The organism is Saccharothrix syringae, assembly GCF_009498035.1.
Classification (GTDB): domain Bacteria; phylum Actinomycetota; class Actinomycetes; order Mycobacteriales; family Pseudonocardiaceae; genus Actinosynnema; species Actinosynnema syringae.
Map to the genome: position 1 here is coordinate 5,958,258 of NZ_CP034550.1, position 16,715 is coordinate 5,974,972.

A 16,715-nucleotide genomic window follows, 5' to 3' on the forward strand; every position below is an offset into this window, starting at 1 on the left:
AACCCGTCCTGCCCACCGGGCGGCGGCGCGGGCCCGTGGAGGTGCGGGGGTGCGGACGGGCGAGTCCGCACCCCCGCCGGTCACCGCCCGCTCGGCGGGCCGTCGGTGACCGAGCCGAGGATCGAGGGGCCGGGCGTGCCCGTGCTGCGCAGGGTGAGGTCGAAGCGGACGTGCTCGGCCGGCTCGACCTCCGAGTCGGCCACCGTCTGCACGAACAGCTCCCGGCTCAGCTCACCGCGCGGGATGACGGTCACCACCGACACCCCGGTGCTCGACAACGGCCGCGAGGGCAGCGGTTCCTCCTGGGAGACGCGCTGGCGGAACCAGGTCTCGTCGACGTCGGTGGTGGACAGCTCGGCACCCTCGGGCGTCGCCACCGCACCCGCGATCGTGACGTTCGAGTCGGCCGGCGAGTCCAGCGCCACCCGCCACCTCAGGGTGCCGCCCTCGGCCACCTCGTCGACGACGGGGGTGGCGGTGAGGGTCGGCGGCGGGTCGTCGTTGGGCACGGTCAGCCGGTCCGTGTAGCGGCCCACGAGCGCACCGCGCACGACCTTGGCCAGCACCACGCGCTTCGCGCCCAGGCTCCAGCGGGTGTTGCCGGTGACCTGCACCGGGATCTCGACCCGGTGCTGCCCCGGCTCGATCGTCACCAGCCGCTCGGCGTACGTGCTGCCGTCCTCGTTCTGGACGAACACGCGCACGGAGGCGGTGCCGTCGCCGGTCACCGAGACCGGGAACCCGACGGTGCGCGTGCCGGAGTCGCCCTCCTCCACGGTCAACGCCCCCAGGTCGACGCGTGGCAGCGGGGTCGGGCGCGGGTCGGGCAGGCCGGGTGCCCAGCCGTGGGCGTCGATGAGCCACGCCTGACCGGCACCGCCGTGCGGGGTCAGTTCCAGCGCGGCGACGCGGCGCAGGTCGATACCGCGCAGGGGCACCCGGACCTCCTGCGCCCAGCTCGCGGTGTTCCGCCCGGTACCGGGCAGGCCGTCCACCGTCACCGACCCGAGGTGCGCGCGCCGCCCGGCCGCGTCGGTCACGGCCACGTCGAACCGGTTGCCGGTGCTGTTCGGCGGCACGGCCAGCCGCAACGCCAGCTCCCGCGCCCCCACCAGCGACACCGGCCCACCCGGCCGCACGGTCCCCACCTGCCCGTCCGTGCTCCACCGCAACGCCACGGCGAACCGGCCGGACTCGGGCACCACGCGGTTGAACCGGACGAAGTGCGGCAGCGGGCGGGACACCGCCGGGTCGACACAGGCCGCGGCCGTATCGGCCGTGACCTGCGCGCACACCGCCGCCGACCCGCCCGCCGAGGTCGCCTCGTCGGGTACGACGAACGGCGTGCGGGCGCCGCCGACCGCGTGGCCGAGCACCCGCGCCGGGTCGGCCGAGGGCGCGCGGACACCCGACCCGTCCAGCAGCGGCAACACCCGCCGGTCCCCCGCCACGAACAGGCGTGCCGCCGCCGCGATGTAGACCGCACCCGCGGTCTGCTGCTGCCCGGCCGTCAGCCGGGTGGGCATGCCCGGCGAACACACCGCGTCCTCGGGCGGCGACCGGAAGTCGTCGGACGCCGGGGCCTCCGCCTGCCCCGGGGTCCACTCGCTGTTGAAGAAGTTGTGGTTCGCGCCGACGACGTACAACGCGCTGTGCAACGCGGCTCCCCGACCCACCCCACGGGTGGCGTCCACGAACAACTGACCCTGGAGATCGGAGACGTCACCGTCACAGCCGGGCAGGATCGTCACCGACGGCACGTTCGGCGCCGGGTTGTGCCCGAAGATCGTCGGACCGATCAGCACGGTGCCCCCGACCGTCCACCGCACCGGACCGTCGTAACCACTGCCCGCGGGCGGCGGCGTGAGGCTGTCGATCACGGCCCGGTTGACGCCCTCGCCCCCACGCGAGTGCCCGACCAGCAACACCCTGCCCACATCCGCGACCGGCGCGGCCCGCACCACCTCCGGCGCCGAACCCCGACCGGCACCCGCCCACTCCGCCCACCTCGCCAGGTGCGCCCGCACCAACGCCGACCGCGCACCCGCCCCGGCCTCCACGTCCAACGCGTCCTGCGCGTTGACCGAGTTCGCCGAGATCGACACCGTCACATAACCCTGCGAGGCCAACAACCGCTGCGCCTGGAGATAACCACGATGACTGGGCACCGGCTTCGCCGGCACCGGACACGGCCACTCCAACAACTGCGTCGTGCCGTCATAACAGGAGATGTGCCTGCCGTGCAGGAACAACGCCAACGGACGCCGACCCGACACCCCCTCCGGCGCCACCACCACCGCCTTCATCTCCAACGGCACCGCATACCCCGGCACCGTGATCGGATCCAGCTCGTACTCCCCCGCACGCGTGGCGAACGGACCCGGCTGACCCGGATCGACCTCCCCGGCCGGCCGCAACGCGGGCAACACCGCGGTCGCCGCCATCGACGGGCCTGCGGGTTCCTCGACGTCCAACCGCCTGTCCAACGCCCGCACCTGAAGCCCGCCGACATCACCGACCCCGACCCCGTCCAACGTGTAGGTGCGCAGATCAGCCGACGGACGCGGCACACCCAACAACCGATCACCGTCCCAGAACTCGACCGCCGCACCACCCGGCGGAATCGGGGCGGGCGCCGTCCACGTCAGCCGCTCCCCGGCAATCGCCCAGCCCGACGGTGGTGAGTCCGGTGCCCGTCCGGGTTGGGCCGTGGCCGGGAGCGGTGTGATGAGAGCCGCTGCCACCAGCACGGGCAGCAGAAGTCTTGCGGAGCGCATGCGCGACCCCCTGTATCGGCCCGCGGCCGATCAGTTCTAGCGGTGCCCGACATGGGGTCACAAGCGTTGTCGAAACTGTTGCGGGCCGTTGGCCACAACACTTCCCGAAAGTCTCCTGCGGCCGCTGCACGGGCTGACGACGGCACTGTTCGGGGGGTGGCGATGCCGCGTGGAATCCGCGTGACGCCGTGCGGTGTCGGCGATGGGGTGGATGGCGAGCGGGCGGCGCGGTGGCGGGTGGGCAGGGGGCGGCGGGGCGGGTGGTGCGCTCTCAAGCGCCCTCCCGGTCGCCTCTTCGGCAGACTCCGCGCCGCCTCTTCTCTGCCAGACTGGACCGGCCTGCCTCCAGCAGGTGACCTCGATGGATCGAGGAGGAAGCACCATGGCAAGGATCTCCCGACTGCTGCCGGTCCTCGCGCTCACCCTCGGCGCGGCCGTGCTCGGCTCCCCCGTCACCGCGTCCGCCGCCCCCGCCGGCGACGACCAGACCGGTGCACCCACCGACAACCGCGACCTCGGCGCCGATTCCCAGCTCGGCACGAACGGCTACACCTGGAGCAACGGCTACACCTGGAGCGACTGACGGTCCACCCGGTCGGCCGGGTGCGGTCGACCCGCGACCGGGTGGGCGGCCCGCCACGCCGCGGGCCGCCCACCGGGCGACCTCAGACGCCCAGGATCGTCTGCGTCTGGAGCGCGGCCCGCATGCCGGACTCCATGGCGCCGTCCACGTAACCGCTCCAGCCGCTGGCGATGTCGCTGGTGGCGAACGTGATGCGCCCCTGCGGCTGCTGGATGGCCGACAGCAGCTCGGTCAGCTGCCGGGGCCTGCGGAACGACCAGCCGCCCAGCGCGTACTGCTCCGAACCCCAGTTCGCGCTCTTGAGCGACAGCACCGTGGCGTCCGGCACGAGCTGCCGGATCGCGCTCTGCACCGACGTGATGCTGCTGACGTTGAGGTTCGGGTCGACGCTGAAGCCGATCATCAGGTAGCCCTGCGAGGTCTGCTTGTAGGGCACCATGACGTTGACCGAGTAGGACTCCGGCGCGTTGACGTAGGTGTTGCCCAGGCTGGACCGCATGTGCACCCAGAACTTGCGGGCCGTGGGGACGCCGATGGTCTCCTGCGAGGCGCGCAGCCGCAGCGAGGACAGCGAGGGCGAGAAGCTGATGGTGCGCCACACGTTCACCGGCACCGCCATCACGCACGCCCGCGCCGTGTAGACCGAGCCGGACCGCAGGCGCACCGACACCCCGCTGCCGGTGTCGGTGACCCCGGCGACCGGGCTGTTGAGCTTCACCTCCGGCGCGTTCTGCGACAGCATCCCGTTGATCAGCCCGGCCATGCCGGTGGTGGGCCGGTAGGTGTTGATGCCGTGGTAGGTCGCGGCGTCGTAGTTGCACAGCGACCACCAGTGCAGGAAGTCCGTCATCGCGCCGCGGGTGGACAGGCCGCTGATCGGGCCGACGCCCGCGTCCAGCCACCGCTTCTGCTGCGTGGTCAGGCTCGTGAGCTGGTTGATCCGGTCGCGCACGGTCAGCAGGTCGGCCGAGGACAGCGCGGTGGAGTTGGCCAGCGGGCTGTAGGGCTGCGGGAACAGCGCCTGCGCCTGCTCGCTGAACAGGGCCAGCAGCTCGCCCTGGCCGCCGAATGCCTCCTCCACCGTGAAGTAGCCCATGCCGGTGGCCGTGGGGAACAGGGCGCGCGACGGCGCCGCGTCGGCGACGATGCCGATGCCCTGGTTCTGCGTCTCGGCCCACACGTTGGTCTGCAGCGGGTCGATCCAGGTGCCGCCCATCTCGACCTGCTCGCCCTCGAAGGTGGAGGTCCAGGTGCGGCCGCCGACGCGGTCGCGGGCCTCCAGCAGCAGGACGCTCAACCCCTTGCGGCGCAGCTGGCGCGCGGCCGTGACACCGGCGAAACCGCCGCCGACCACGATCACGTCGTAGTTGTTGTACGCGGCCGGCCCGCCCTCGGCCGCGGCGGCCAGCGCGGGCGGGAGGGCCGCGCCGGCCGCGGTGGCGAGCGTGCCGACGGCCAGTCCCTTGAGGACCCGGCGCCGGGAGAACCCGGCGCCGGCTCCGACTCGTTCGTTCATCGGGTGCGTTTTCCGTTTCTGTTGCGGCGGTTGACGGTGGTGCGTCGGGATCGGTGGTCTCGGATCGGTTGCGCGTGGTCTCGGCGGTGCGGGGACCTCAGAGGAACGGGGTCTCGGGGTCGAGCCCGACCAGGACGCGGCCGTGCACCTCCAGGCCCATGTCGGGCGACATGAGGCCGTGGGTGGTCAGCGCCAGCAGGTCGCGGTAGTAGCGCTGGAACGGCAGGTACTTGCTCAGCGCGGACGCGCCGGCGAGGGTCTGGAGGTCCTGCACGGCCTCCTTGACGAGCTGGATGGCGGTGCCCGCCTGGCCGCGGACGGCGGCCCGCTCCTCGACGGTGGGCTGCTCGCCCGCGTCGGCGCGCCGCTGCAGCAGCTCGACGTAGCCGGCCGACAGCGCCTCGGCGGCGGCGATCTTGTTGGCGGCCAGCGCGACCCGGTGCTGGGTCAGCGGGTGCTGCCGCTGGTCGGTCCAGTTGGTGTAGGCCAGCCCGCGCCCGGGCAGGCGCTCCAGGAACACCTCCAGCGCGCCCTTGGCCATGCCGATGTAGGTGGCGACGGAGGCGGCCACCACGTAGCTGATCATGCTGTACTCGCGGCCCTTCGCGGTCGGCGTGCGGCCGGGCGCGCCGTCGCCCAGGGCGTACTCGCCGGTCAGCACCCGGTGGGCCGGGACGAACAGGTCCTGCGCGGAGGTGCTGGAGCTGCCCGTGCCCGCGGCGCCGCTGACGTGCCAGTCGTCCTCGATGGTCAGGTCCGACATCGGCACCAGCGCGAAGACCTCTTCCTCCTCGCCGTCGGGGTGCTCGACGAGCGCGGCCAGCAGGTCCCAGTGGGCGCCGCGGCAGCCGGTGTTGAAGCGCCACTTGCCGGTCAGGCGGTAGCCGCCCTCGACCGGGACGGCCTTGCCGGTGGGGGTGAACGCGCCCGACACCCGCACCGAGCCGCTGCCGAAGATCTCCTCCTGGGTCTGGTCGGGGTAGAGGGTGGCCATCCACGCGGTGGAGACCCACGCCACGCACGCCCAGCTGGTGGAGCCGCAGCCGCGGGCGATCTCGGTCAGCACCGCGACCTGGTCGGCCAGCGGCAGGTCTAGGCCGCCGAACCGGCGCGGGACGGCGAGGCCGAACACACCCGCCTTGTCCAGCAGGTCGATGTTCTCTTCGGGGATCCAACGCCGCTCGTCGGCCTCCAGGCCGTTCTCGCGCAGCCGGGGGACGCTGTCGCGCACGGCGTCCAGGACTGCCTTGGCGTTGTCGTGCTCGCCCATGGGGAACTCCTCCGTGGTCCTTCGCGATGTCCGGGCCGCCGCGCTTTCCCGGCGCGGCCCTGCGTAACGGGCAATGGGAGATATATCTGAATTCACCCGGGCGGAGGTCACTTCGCACTCATTCCCGGCATGGTTACTCCGCAGTGACCGACCGGTGAGCAGGCGGTTCCCCGGCCCCGTGGAATTCGAACGGGCCCATCATCGGATGACCGGGCGGGAAATGCGGAACGTCACCGGCCAGTTTCCCGGCCGACTACCCCACGCTACCCCTTTGTCGCGCACAGCAATACCCCGGCGCTTTTGTGGAAAAACGCCGGGGTGAATGGAAGGGGGGTCAGGCGCCGGGCACCAGCGAGCGCGCCTCGACCAGGCTCAGCTCCCGACCGCGCCCCACCGCCTCGGCGAACGCGTCCTCCCCCATGGCCGCCGCGCAGCGCGCGGTGATGCGCTCCAGGTCCCCGCGCTCGGCCGCCGGCAGCGGCGCCCCGGTGCCCGCGCGGGCCGCCTCCGCCGCACCCAGCAGCAACGCGGCCCGCTCGAAGTCCCCGGCCAGCGACACCGCGCCCGCCACGCCCTCCACCGCCAGCGCGATCGCCCGGGGATCACCGGCGGACCAGGCCCGCTGGTACCCCTCCCGGTGCAGCTCCAACGCCTGCGCCGCGTCACCGCGCTGCTCCGCGACGAACCCCAGCTCCGCCAGCACCAGCGCCAGCCCCAGGTCGCCGTCCAGCCGGCGGCACCAGTTCAGCCACCGGCGTAGGTGCGCCTCGGCCGCGTCCAGCCTGCCCCGCCGGCGCGCGCCCAGCGCCAGCCCCACCTCGGCGAAGTGCTCGCCGAAGGCGTAGCTCTGCTCGGCGGCCAGGCGCATGGCGCGCTCGTGCAGCTCCTTGGCCGAGTCGTGCTCCTCGTTGAGCAGCGCGATCCGGCCCAGCCCGGCCAGCTTGGTCGACACCTCGGTCCACAGCTGCAGGTCCTCCGCCACCCGCAGGCCCTCGCGGTGCAGCCGGGCCGCCAGGTCGTACCGCCCGCGCACCTCGGCCAGCAGCGCCAGCGCGTCGCTGGCCAGCAGCTGGCCCCAGCGGTCGCCGGACTCGCCGAACAGCCGGGTGCTCTCCCGGCCCCACCGCTCGCTGGCGGCCAGGTCGCCGCGCAGCACGGCCTGCTTGGCCAGCGCGCCCAGCGCCGCCGCGCAGCCCCACCCGTCGTCGAGGGTGCGGAACTCCTCCAGGGCCTGGTCGATCCGCTTCTCGGCCTGGTCGTGCTGGCCGAAGCCGATGCGGGCGAAGCCCAGGAACCACCGGGCCAGCGCGCGGTCGTGCGGCTCGTCGATCTGCTCGACCAGCTCGTCGTAGTGCTCCAGCGAGTACGTGGCGTCGCCCGCGCGCAGGGCGAACCCGGCCTGCCAGGCCAGCGCGGTGGCCCGCCGGGCCGCGGGCACCGGACCGTCGACCCCCAGCGCGGCGGCGAACGCCCGCTTGGCGTCGCCCAGCCTGCCCCGCAGGAACCAGTACCAGGCCAGCGCGTTGACCTGCCGCACGGCGTGGTCGGCCAGGCCGGCCCGCACCGCGCCCTCCAGCGCGGCGCGGAAGTTGGCCGCCTCGGCGTCGGCCCGCTCCAGCCACTGCCGCTGCCGCGGCCCGCGCAGGTGGGGCAGCAGCCGCTCGGCCGCCTCGGTGGCCCACTCGACGTGCCGCACCCGCACCTCGTCCCGCTCGCCCGCGGCGCGCAACTGCTCGGCGGCGTAGTCGGACACCGACTCCAGCAGCCAGAAGCGCCGCCCGCCCGGCCGGTCCGCGGCGTTGACCAGCGACCGGTCGACCAGCCTGGCGAGCAGGTCGACGACCTCCCCGCCGGGGACCCCGCCGCCCGCGCACACCCGCTCGACCGCGTCGAGCGCGGCGCCGCCGCTGAACACCGACAGGCGGCGCAGCACCGCGCGCTCGCCCTCGGTCAGCAGGCCCCAGCTCCACTCGATCGCACCGCGCAGCGTCTGCTGCCGCACCGGTGCGGCCCGGTCGCCCGCGCTGAGCAGCGGGAAGCGGTCCTCCAGCCGCTGGGCGACCTCGTGCACGCCCAGCGCGCGCACCCGGGTGGCGGCCAGCTCCACGGCCAGCGGCAGGCCGTCCAGCCGGCGGCAGATCGCCTCCACGGCCTCGGCGTTGGTGTCGTCCAGCCGGAACTCGGGCACCTTCGCGGCCACCCGCGCCAGGAACAGCTGCACCGCCCCGGACCGGCCGACCTCGGCCGGGTCGCCGTCCGCGGCCGGGTCGGGCAGGCCCAGCGGCGGCACGGTCCACAGCCGCTCGCCCGCGATGCCCAGCGGGAGCTGGCTGGTGGCCAGCAGGCGCACGCCGGGCGCGGTCCGCAGCAGGTCCACGGCCAGCCGGGCCACCGCGTCGACCACGTGCTCGCAGTTGTCCAGCACCAGCAGGATCTGCTTGGCGCGCAGCGCGTCGGCCAGGCGGACCTCCAGCGGCACCGCGCGACCCTCGTTGACCGTCTCGTCGCGGATGCCCAGCGCGGCGGCGACCTGGCTGGCGACCAGCCCGCGCACGGCCGCGTCGTCGGCGTGGCCGGCCGGCTCGACGCTGGCCAGCTCCACCAGCCAGGCGCCGTCGGGGTGCTCGGCGGCGACCTGGGCGGCCACCGCCAGCGCCAGCCTGGTCTTGCCGACCCCGCCCATGCCGGTCAGGGTGAGCAGCCGGCCCGCCTCCAGCAGCGCGCGGACCTCCTGCACCGCCTTGTCCCGGCCGATCAGCTCGTTCACCGGCACGGGCAGGTTGGTGCGCACGCGGGTGGCCACGGTGATCGGGCTCGGCGCGGGCGCGGCCCGCTCGTCGTGCTCCAGGATGGCCTGGCGCAGCGCCACCAGCTCCGGGCTCGGCGACAGGCCCAGGTCGCGGGCCAGCCGCACGCGCAGCTCGTCGAAGCTGGCCAGCGCCTCGCCGCGGCGGCCCGCGCGGTGCAGCGCGCGCATGTGGGCGGCTCGCAGCCGCTCGCGTAACGGGTGCCTGCCCAGCAGGTCGGTCAGCTCGCCGACCAGCACGTTGTGCTCGCCCAGCTCCAGCATCGCCTCGGCGCGCTCCTCGACCGCGGTCAGCCGCTGCTCCTCCAGCCGGGCGGCGGTCGGCCGGGCGAACTCCTCGTCGGCGAAGTCGGCCAGCACGTCGCCGCGCCACAGCAGCAGCGCCTGGTCCAGCAGGGAGGCACGGGTGCGCGGGTCGACGGCCTCGCGGGCGGTGGCCAGCAGCTTGGTGAACGCGATCGCGTCGAACCGGGCGGCCGACAGGTCCACGCGGTAACCGGGCGGGTGGGACACCACCAGCTCGCCCGCGCCCGGCTCGGCCTCCTCCAGCGCCCGCCGCAGCTGCCAGACCCTGGTGTGCACCGCGCCGACCGGGTTGCTCGGGGCCGCCTCGCCCCACAGCAGGTCGGCGAGCCGGTCCACCGACACCGGCCGGCCGTCGTGGACCAGCAGCACGGCGAGCAGGGCCCGGACCTTCTGCCCCGGCAGCCGCACCGGCCGGTCGTCCGAGGTCCACGCCGCCAGCGCGCCCAATATGCCGAACCGCATGGCATCCACATTATCGATTGCGGAAGCGCTCTCTCGCCCTCCGTGCCCTTAGGGGCAACACCACCGAGAGAGGGCTTAGAGGTCGCTTGGAGAGCGTTCGGAGACCGCCCCGCCAACCTGGTGGCACGCGGCGCCGAGGGGCCCCACCACCCGGTGGTCGGCCCGGGCACCGCGGGACAACAGGCAGACACTGAACCGAAGAGGATTGCCATGGGTTCGGACAACCGAGCGCCCGTTACCGTCGTCGGCCTCGGCTCGATGGGGTCCGCGCTGGCCAACGCCTTCCTGGACAAGGGCCACCCGACCACGGTGTGGAACCGCTCCCCGGAGAAGGCCGAGGCCCTGGTGGCCAAGGGCGCCGTCCTGGCCGCCACGCCCGCGGAGGCCATCGCCGCCAGCGAGCTGGTGGTGGTCTGCGTGCTGGACTACCGCGCGATGCGGGAGATCATCGACTCGCTGGGCGAGGCGCCCGCCGGGCGGGTCATCGTCAACCTCACCTCCGGCACGCCGGACGAGGCCCGGCAGGCCGCGACCTGGGCGGCCGAGCGCGGCGTCGGCTACGTCGACGGCGCGATCATGGCCACCCCGCCGATGATCGGCTCGGAGCACGCGCTGATCTTCTACGGCGGCCCGAAGGCGCTCTACGACGCCAACGCGGAGGCGCTGGCCTCCATCGCCGGCGCGGGCACGTACCTCGGCGAGGACGCGGGCCTGCCGTCGCTCTACGACGTGGCGCTGCTGGGCCTGATGTGGACCACCTGGGCCGGCTTCATGCACTCGCTGGCGCTGGTGGGCTCCGAGCAGGTCAAGGCCGAGGCGTTCCTGCCGTTCGCGCAGGCGTGGTTCGAGCACGTCGTCAACCCGGAGATCCCGCGCATCGCCGCGCAGGTCGACCAGGGCACCTACCCCGACGGCGGCTCGGCGCTGGGCATGCAGGCCGTGGCCGTGGAGCACCTGGTGGACGCCAGCCGGGCGCAGAAGGTCGACGCGGCGCTGCCGGAGTTCCTGCTGGAGCGGGCCGAGCAGGCCATCAAGCAGGGCCACGCGGGCGACGGCTTCGCCTCCGTCTACGAGGTCCTGCGCAAGGCGCGGGGCTGACCGCACCGCCGGGCGGGCCGGACCCCGGTCCGCCCGGCACCCGCTCCCCCGGCCGTGGCGCCCGTCACGGCCGGTCCGCCGACGTGCGCGGAATCCGCCGCCTTCTTATGGTACTTGTGGTGCACGCCTTTCGGATTGACGGGTGACCTTCGGAATGACGTAGACGCCGTTCGGAATGACGCAGCACCCGGGGGTCCCCGATCCCTGGCAAATCGCAGGTGCACGAGAGCCGGGCCCCCACGAGGGCGATTCCCGGCACTCCCATCGAACCATGGGGGAAGTCAGATGAAATTCCGACTGCTCGGCCCGCTCGAAGTCGTCCACAACGGGCACCCGATACCTCTCGGCGGGGTCAAGCAGCGCGCAACGCTGGGTTTCCTGCTTTTAAAGGCCAACCACGTCGCGCCGACCAGCCAGCTGCTGGACGCGCTGTGGCCGAACGAGGACCTGCCCGCCTCGGCGAAGAAGATGCTGCAGAACGCGGTGTGGAGCCTGCGGGCGCTGCTCGCGGTGGACAAGTCCCCGACCGCGCCGAAGCTGCTCACCCAGGCACCCGGCTACCTCCTGCAGGTCGACCCGGAGCAGGTCGACCTGCACGAGTTCCACCGCAAGGCCGACCGGGGCCGGGCCGAGCTGACCGCGGGCACGCCGGAGCGCGCGGCCAGGACGCTGCGCGAGGCGCTGGCGATGTGGCGCGGCGCCCCGCTGGCGGACCTGGTGGAGACCGGCATCGCCTGGCCGGAGCTGACCGTGGTGTCCAACGCCCGCCTGGACGTGATGGAGGACTACTTCGAGGCCGAGCTGGCCTGCGGCAGGCACCAGGCGGTGCTGGGCGAGCTGGAGGCGATGGTCGAGGCCGAGCGGCTGCGCGAGCGGTCCTGCGGCCAGCTGATGCTCGCGCTGTACCGGTGCGGCCGGCACGCCGACGCGCTGAACGTCTACCAGCGCCTGCGCCAGCACCTGGTCGACGAGCTGGGCCTGGAGCCGGGCCCGGCGCTGCAGAAGCTCCAGCAGGCCATCCTCGGGCACGACCCGTCGCTGGTCCTGCCCGAGCGCGAGGCGCCGGCGCCGGTCGCGGTGCCGCAGGTGGTGGACCGCGACCCGGTCGCCGCCGCCGCGCCGCCGCCCGCCCCCGTGGCGATCCCGTTCCAGCCGGGCGGCGCCCCCCAGCACCGGCACATGACCGTGGCGCTCATCCAGACCTGGCTGCGCGACGGTTCCTGCGACGTCGCCGACGCGCCGGAGGAGGAGGTCGACCACGCCCTGGCCGCGGTGAGCGCCATGGTCCGGGCCGGGATCGAGGAGCTGGGCGGCACGGTGGCCACCTCCATCGGCTCCGCCTCGCTGGCCCTGTTCGGCTACCCCGGCACCCGGCAGGAGCAGGAGGCGGTGGCCGTGCGGGCCGCGCTGGCGCTGCGCGACTGCCTGGCCTCGGCCCGGCTGGCCGTGCACGTCGCGCTGGTCACCGGCAACGCGCTGGTCTTCCCGCAGCCCCAGGGCCACGGCGGACCGCCGACGGTGAGCGGGCGGCTGGTGGACCAGGCCCGGCACCTGCTGCACCGGGTGCCCCAGGACGAGGTGTGGATCTGCGACCGCACCAGGGCGCTGGCGGGCGAGGCGCTGGTGTGCGCGCCCGCCGAGGGCGGGGCGTGGCGGGTGGAGTGCGCCGCGTCGACCGCGTCCCGCGACACCGCGCCCGAGGGCGAGCTGCTGCTGGTGCGCGGCATGCTCGACCGCACCCTGCGGCGCGGCACCCCGCACCTGGTCACCGCGCTGGGCGAGGCCGACGAGGCGATGGGCCCGTTCCTGGCCGGGGTGCGGCACTGCGCCGAGCAGGAGCCCGCCGGGCCGCTGGTGCTCACCGGGGTCGCCTCCGCCGACGACCACCTGTCCGCCGCCGCGCAGGTGCTGGCCGCCTACTGCGGCATCGAACCGCACGAGTCGCCGGACTCGGCGCGGGCGAAGCTGGCGCGGGCGTGCGAGCGCGTGCTCGGCTGCGACGGCCACGCCGTCCGGCTGCTCCCCCTGCTGCAGCCGGGGCACGGGGTCGGCCCCGCGACGGCACGCGGCACGCTCGCGGCGTGGCGCGCGTTCCTGCGGCTGGCCGCCCTGCACCGCCCGCTGGTGCTGGACCTGCGGGACCTGCACCTGGCCGACGACGACCTGCTCGACGCGGTGGAGTGCTTGGTGGACGACACCGAGCAGACCGCGCCGCTGCTGGTGGTGGCGTCCGCGCGGCTGTCGCTGCTGGACCGCAGGCCCGACTGGGGCGGCGGCAAGCAGCACGCGGCCACCATCACGCTGACCCCGCAGGCGGGCCGCACCTCCCGCGGCCTGCGGCGCGCGATCCTGTCCGCGGTGGACGACAGCACGGGCAGGCTGCTGCTCGCGCCGAAGGTCCCGGCCGCACCGACCAGGGTCGTCCACCGGCGGGTGGTGCGGGCGCACTGCCACGAGCCCGGCATCGACTACGAGGCGGCCCACCGGAACCCCGCCGCCGGCCTGCTGCCCAGCGGGCCGAGGGGCCTCACGCCGTTCGGCCCCCGCCGCGGCGGCACCCTGCCGCTGGGGCCCGTCGGACGCGACTCCGTGGTGGGCCTGTAGACCAACTGACCCGCCCCTTCCCCCCCGGACGAAAGCGCCGCCCACCGCCGTGCGGCGCTTCCCGCGCGCCCACCCCCGGGTCCTCCCCGGGTTCTCCCCGCGCCGACTCCACGACCACCGCACCCCACCGGACCAGCGAGCAACCGATGCGCTGCCACCACATCACCCCGAACACCCTGCCGGAACACCATGATCTGCCATTGCCGCGCACCGCGGAAGAAGGCACTTCGCAGTCACCGGATGACTTCGCGGTAACCGACGACGACTGCGCGATCCGCCAGTGGGACACCAGGTTCGACTGCGAGGTCCGCCAGGTCCTGGACCGCATCGCGGACAAGTGGTCCCTGCTGGTGATCGCCCTGCTGGACCGGCGCCCGCTGCGCTTCTCCGAGCTGCGCAGGGCCGTCGGCGGCATCAGCCAGCGGATGCTGACCGTGACGCTGCGCCAGTTGGAGCGCGACGGCCTGGTCGAGCGCACCGTCCACCAGGTCGTGCCGCCCAGGGTGGACTACGCGCTCACCGGCCTGGGCCGCGGCCTGCACGGCGCGGTGCAGTCGCTGGTGTCCTGGGTCGAGGCGCACCAGGACGACATCGCGGGCGCCCGCGCCAGGTACGACGAGCGCGTCGGCTGACGGGCGGTACCCCCGTTCCGCCGTCGGGTCGTGGCGCGCGAGCCCTTCGGCGCCACCCGCGTGGACGGTGTAGCGGCGAGATCGGGAAAGACGATCAAATCTCCGGGAAGAGATCCCCACCACGCCCGGAGGAGTGCGCATGTCCCGTTCGCTCAGGCTGTCCGCGGTGGTCGCCGCGGTGGTCCTGGTGTTATCCGGCACGTCGGTCGCGCAGGCCGCCGAACCCACCGCGAGCTTCTTCACCCCCACCACGCAGGCCGGGGTGGCGGTGGGCGTGCCGGTGATCGTCACCGGCACCACACTCCTCGGCAACACCGCCCCGGTCACCGGCACCGAGCTGACCTTCGACGGCGGCGCCACCTGGGTCGAGCCCACGCCGGTCGAGCTGTTCCCCGACTTCCGCATCGACTGGTCCTACCTGTGGACGCCCACCGAGGCCGGCACCACCGAGATCGCCGCGCGCCCCGTCACCACCGCCGGTCCCGGCGCCGTGAGCGCGCCGATCGTCGTGCACGTCGGCGGCGAGACCGTGGTGCAACCGGTCAACTGCTCCGTCCGGTGCGAGATGTCGATGCCGTTCGTGACCGAGGCCGGCGAGCACGAGGACATCGACGACCAGCCCGTCGAGGTCGGCGTCCGGGTCCGCGTCGACCGGCCCGGCGTGATGCTGGGCGCGTCGACGCTGCGCGGCAACTACCGTGGGACGCTCGTGGTGCGCATGTGGGCCGACGGCGTGCTGCTGGCCGAGCAGCCGTACGACCACCCGGGCCGGATGGTGCAGGCGGACTTCGCCACGCCGGTGCCGGTCGAGCCGGGTCGCGAGTACGTGGTCTCCTTCTACAGCCCGCAGGGCGGGTACATGGCGACCGAGGACTACTTCACCGGCACGCTGGTGGCCGCGCCGTTCATCGCACCGCACGACGGCGTGCACGGGGCGGGCGTCTACCACTACGGCGTCGGCGGCGGCTTCCCGACCGACACCTACCACGACAGCAGTTACTCGGTGCTGCCGGAGTTCCGGGGCTGACGGTCCTGTCCGGGTCGCCCTGCGCGGGGTGGCCCGGACAGGACGATCGTCCAGGTGGGTGACTGTCCGGTCAGTACGTCGGGCAGAGGTGCTTGCGGACCACCGCGAGCACCTGCTCGGCGACCTCCGGCCCGAAGCCGGACGCATGGCCGGGCGCGGTGAACCGCGTGTTGGTCAGCTCGACCAGCTTGGCTTGGTCGCCGGCGTGGTTCGGAATCGCGCTGCACTGGTTGCGCCCGCGGTCGATCGCCTTGTCGGTGTTGTCCTCGTCCACGAGCAGCGGCTCGATGGCACGCAACTCGGCCAGGTACGCCTCCGCCGTCGCCCGGTCCGGTTTCGGCGGGATGCCGGCCGCAGCCGCGATCGAGGACATCTCCGCCGCGCTCAAGCCGGACGGCGTCGTACCGGTCACCGGCGTCGAGGCCACTCCACTCCCGGTACTCCCACAACCCGTCACCAGGACGAGCACCCCGCAGATCACCGCTACTGCTGTTCGTGTCACGCCGGGTACGTCGCCAGCACAGGGGTAATATGTTACCTGCCGACCGGTGTGATGAGGAGACTCAGAAGCTGAAGTTCCGGATCGCCGCACCCCCGGACGCGGCCGTCTTCCGGAAGAACGCGACGAGGTCCCGGTAGTTGTCCCGCAGGTAGCCGATGTCGTCCGCGTCCCACATGTGCCGCATGGGGTACACGTCCGCCTCGCTCAACTTCCGCGGGTCGTAGTGGACCTCCAGCGCCTCGAACGGCGTCGCGCCCAGGGCCTCGGCGGACGCGGCGACCAGGTCGGCGCTCCAGCCGAACAGGACGCACTCCTCGTCGATCGGGTCGCCGTCCTCGTACACGTCGACCCCCACCCCGGCCTCGTCCAGCAGGAACCGGATGCCGGCCCAGGACTTCTCCAGGAAGCAGTACGGCAGCTCCTCGTCGTCCAAGTCAACCCGGGGGCCAGTCTCCCGCACCACTCCCACCAAGATCGGCACTTCGCCGGATCTCGTCGCATTAGGATCGCTCCGTGACGACAGCCGAGGGCACCAACCCGGGCGCGAGGGCCTTGCACCGCCTGGCCGAGCTGGGCTGCTGCACGATCGAGCCCGGGTTGACCGACGCGGAGTTCGCCCGCATCGAGCACGAGCACGGCTTCGAGTTCGCCGACGACCACCGGGCGTTCCTCGCGGCGGGACTGCCGGTGAACAGCCCCTTCGAGCCGGAGGAGGGCGTCACCTACGCCTGGGAGAAGCCGTGGCCGGAGTGGCGGAACGGCAACCCCGACGAACTGCGCGAACAGCTCGACTGGCCGACCGGGGGCGTGCTGTGGGCGGTGGAGCGCCACGGTCACTGGCCGCCCGCCTGGGGCGCGCGGCCGGACACCCCCGAGGCGGCGGTGGAGGCGGCCCGTCGGCTGCTGGCGGACGTGCCCAGGATGATCCCGGTCTACGCGCACCGGTTCCTGCCCGCCGGGCGCGGCACGTCCGGGCACCCGGTGCTGTCGATCTACGGGACGGACATGATCTACTACGGCACCGACCTGGCCGACTACGTCGACCGCGAGTTCACCGAGTCCGAGCGGCCGGAGGACTGGTCCCCGCGGGCCACCGTGCCGTTCTGGCGCGACTACCTGTGACCCCGCTGGA

Annotated in this window: 12 protein-coding genes; 6 read left to right on the plus strand and 6 right to left on the minus strand. The window is 73.7% G+C overall.

The annotated features are described in order from the left end of the window. Positions 1–80: 80 nt before the first annotated feature. Positions 81–2,105, minus strand: coding sequence for a hypothetical protein (locus EKG83_RS25560; protein ID WP_194282933.1), 2,025 nt, complete (start codon positions 2,103–2,105; stop codon positions 81–83). Between the two features lie 1,054 nt (positions 2,106–3,159). Between EKG83_RS25560 and EKG83_RS25565 the strand changes: the two genes are divergently transcribed. Further along, entirely contained in the window at positions 3,160–3,360 is a 201-nt protein-coding gene (locus tag EKG83_RS25565; protein ID WP_033434772.1) for a hypothetical protein, read from the plus strand. Positions 3,361–3,442: 82 nt separating this feature from the next. Here the strand turns inward: EKG83_RS25565 and EKG83_RS25570 are convergent, their stop codons facing one another. The 3 genes from EKG83_RS25570 to EKG83_RS25580 all read right to left on the minus strand — a co-directional run bounded on the left by EKG83_RS25570 (position 3,443) and on the right by EKG83_RS25580 (position 9,720). After that, positions 3,443–4,876 (minus strand): flavin monoamine oxidase family protein, encoded by a 1,434-nt coding sequence (locus EKG83_RS25570; protein WP_033434773.1) that lies wholly within the window; start codon positions 4,874–4,876, stop codon positions 3,443–3,445. Positions 4,877–4,973: 97 nt separating this feature from the next. Further along, complete coding sequence (locus EKG83_RS25575; protein ID WP_033434774.1) at positions 4,974–6,146, minus strand: acyl-CoA dehydrogenase family protein; 1,173 nt, start codon at positions 6,144–6,146, stop codon at positions 4,974–4,976. A 334-nt stretch (positions 6,147–6,480) separates the two neighbouring features. Further along, positions 6,481–9,720 carry a BTAD domain-containing putative transcriptional regulator gene (locus tag EKG83_RS25580; RefSeq protein WP_033434775.1) on the minus strand — a complete coding sequence of 1,080 codons (3,240 nt, stop codon included), beginning with the start codon at positions 9,718–9,720 and terminating at the stop codon, positions 6,481–6,483. Between the two features lie 210 nt (positions 9,721–9,930). Here EKG83_RS25580 and EKG83_RS25585 point away from each other — a divergent pair, with 210 nt between their 5' ends. From EKG83_RS25585 to EKG83_RS25600, 4 genes are all read left to right on the plus strand, one after another. Beyond that, positions 9,931–10,818, plus strand: coding sequence for an NAD(P)-dependent oxidoreductase (locus EKG83_RS25585; RefSeq protein ID WP_033434776.1), 888 nt, complete (start codon positions 9,931–9,933; stop codon positions 10,816–10,818). 468 nt (positions 10,819–11,286) lie between these two features. Continuing rightward, positions 11,287–13,422: a BTAD domain-containing putative transcriptional regulator gene (locus tag EKG83_RS48220; protein ID WP_228122197.1), complete on the plus strand. Its 2,136-nt coding sequence runs from the start codon at positions 11,287–11,289 to the stop codon at positions 13,420–13,422. Positions 13,423–13,622: 200 nt separating this feature from the next. Then, the gene (locus EKG83_RS25595) at positions 13,623–14,054 is read left to right on the plus strand and encodes a winged helix-turn-helix transcriptional regulator (protein WP_033434777.1); all 432 of its coding nucleotides are present in this window, start codon (positions 13,623–13,625) and stop codon (positions 14,052–14,054) included. A 139-nt stretch (positions 14,055–14,193) separates the two neighbouring features. After that, positions 14,194–15,081: a DUF4082 domain-containing protein gene (locus EKG83_RS25600; RefSeq protein WP_033434778.1), complete on the plus strand. Its 888-nt coding sequence runs from the start codon at positions 14,194–14,196 to the stop codon at positions 15,079–15,081. A gap of 70 nt (positions 15,082–15,151) precedes the next feature. Here EKG83_RS25600 and EKG83_RS25605 read toward each other — a convergent pair whose 3' ends face one another. Continuing rightward, positions 15,152–15,493 (minus strand): hypothetical protein, encoded by a 342-nt coding sequence (locus EKG83_RS25605; protein WP_153278376.1) that lies wholly within the window; start codon positions 15,491–15,493, stop codon positions 15,152–15,154. 151 nt (positions 15,494–15,644) lie between these two features. Further along, complete coding sequence (locus tag EKG83_RS25610) at positions 15,645–16,016, minus strand: DUF1877 family protein (RefSeq protein WP_051766814.1); 372 nt, start codon at positions 16,014–16,016, stop codon at positions 15,645–15,647. 80 nt (positions 16,017–16,096) lie between these two features. On the opposite strand from EKG83_RS25610, the gene EKG83_RS25615 reads away from it, so the two are divergent. After that, a complete protein-coding gene (locus EKG83_RS25615; RefSeq protein WP_033434780.1) occupies positions 16,097–16,705 on the plus strand; it encodes a hypothetical protein in 609 nt (202 codons plus the stop codon). Positions 16,706–16,715 lie beyond the last annotated feature (10 nt).

Excerpts from the sequence above, each read along its gene's own strand:
- EKG83_RS25575 (WP_033434774.1), bottom strand. The coding sequence starts at position 6,146 with ATGGGCGAGCACGACAACGCCAAGGCAGTCCTGGACGCCGTGCGCGAC.
- EKG83_RS25570 (WP_033434773.1), bottom strand. The coding sequence starts at position 4,876 with ATGAACGAACGAGTCGGAGCCGGCGCCGGGTTCTCCCGGCGCCGGGTC.
- EKG83_RS25565 (WP_033434772.1), top strand. The coding sequence starts at position 3,160 with ATGGCAAGGATCTCCCGACTGCTGCCGGTCCTCGCGCTCACCCTCGGC.
- EKG83_RS48220 (WP_228122197.1), top strand. The coding sequence starts at position 11,287 with ATGCTGCAGAACGCGGTGTGGAGCCTGCGGGCGCTGCTCGCGGTGGAC.
- EKG83_RS25580 (WP_033434775.1), bottom strand. The coding sequence starts at position 9,720 with ATGCGGTTCGGCATATTGGGCGCGCTGGCGGCGTGGACCTCGGACGAC.
- EKG83_RS25585 (WP_033434776.1), top strand. The coding sequence starts at position 9,931 with ATGGGTTCGGACAACCGAGCGCCCGTTACCGTCGTCGGCCTCGGCTCG.
- EKG83_RS25600 (WP_033434778.1), top strand. The coding sequence starts at position 14,194 with ATGTCCCGTTCGCTCAGGCTGTCCGCGGTGGTCGCCGCGGTGGTCCTG.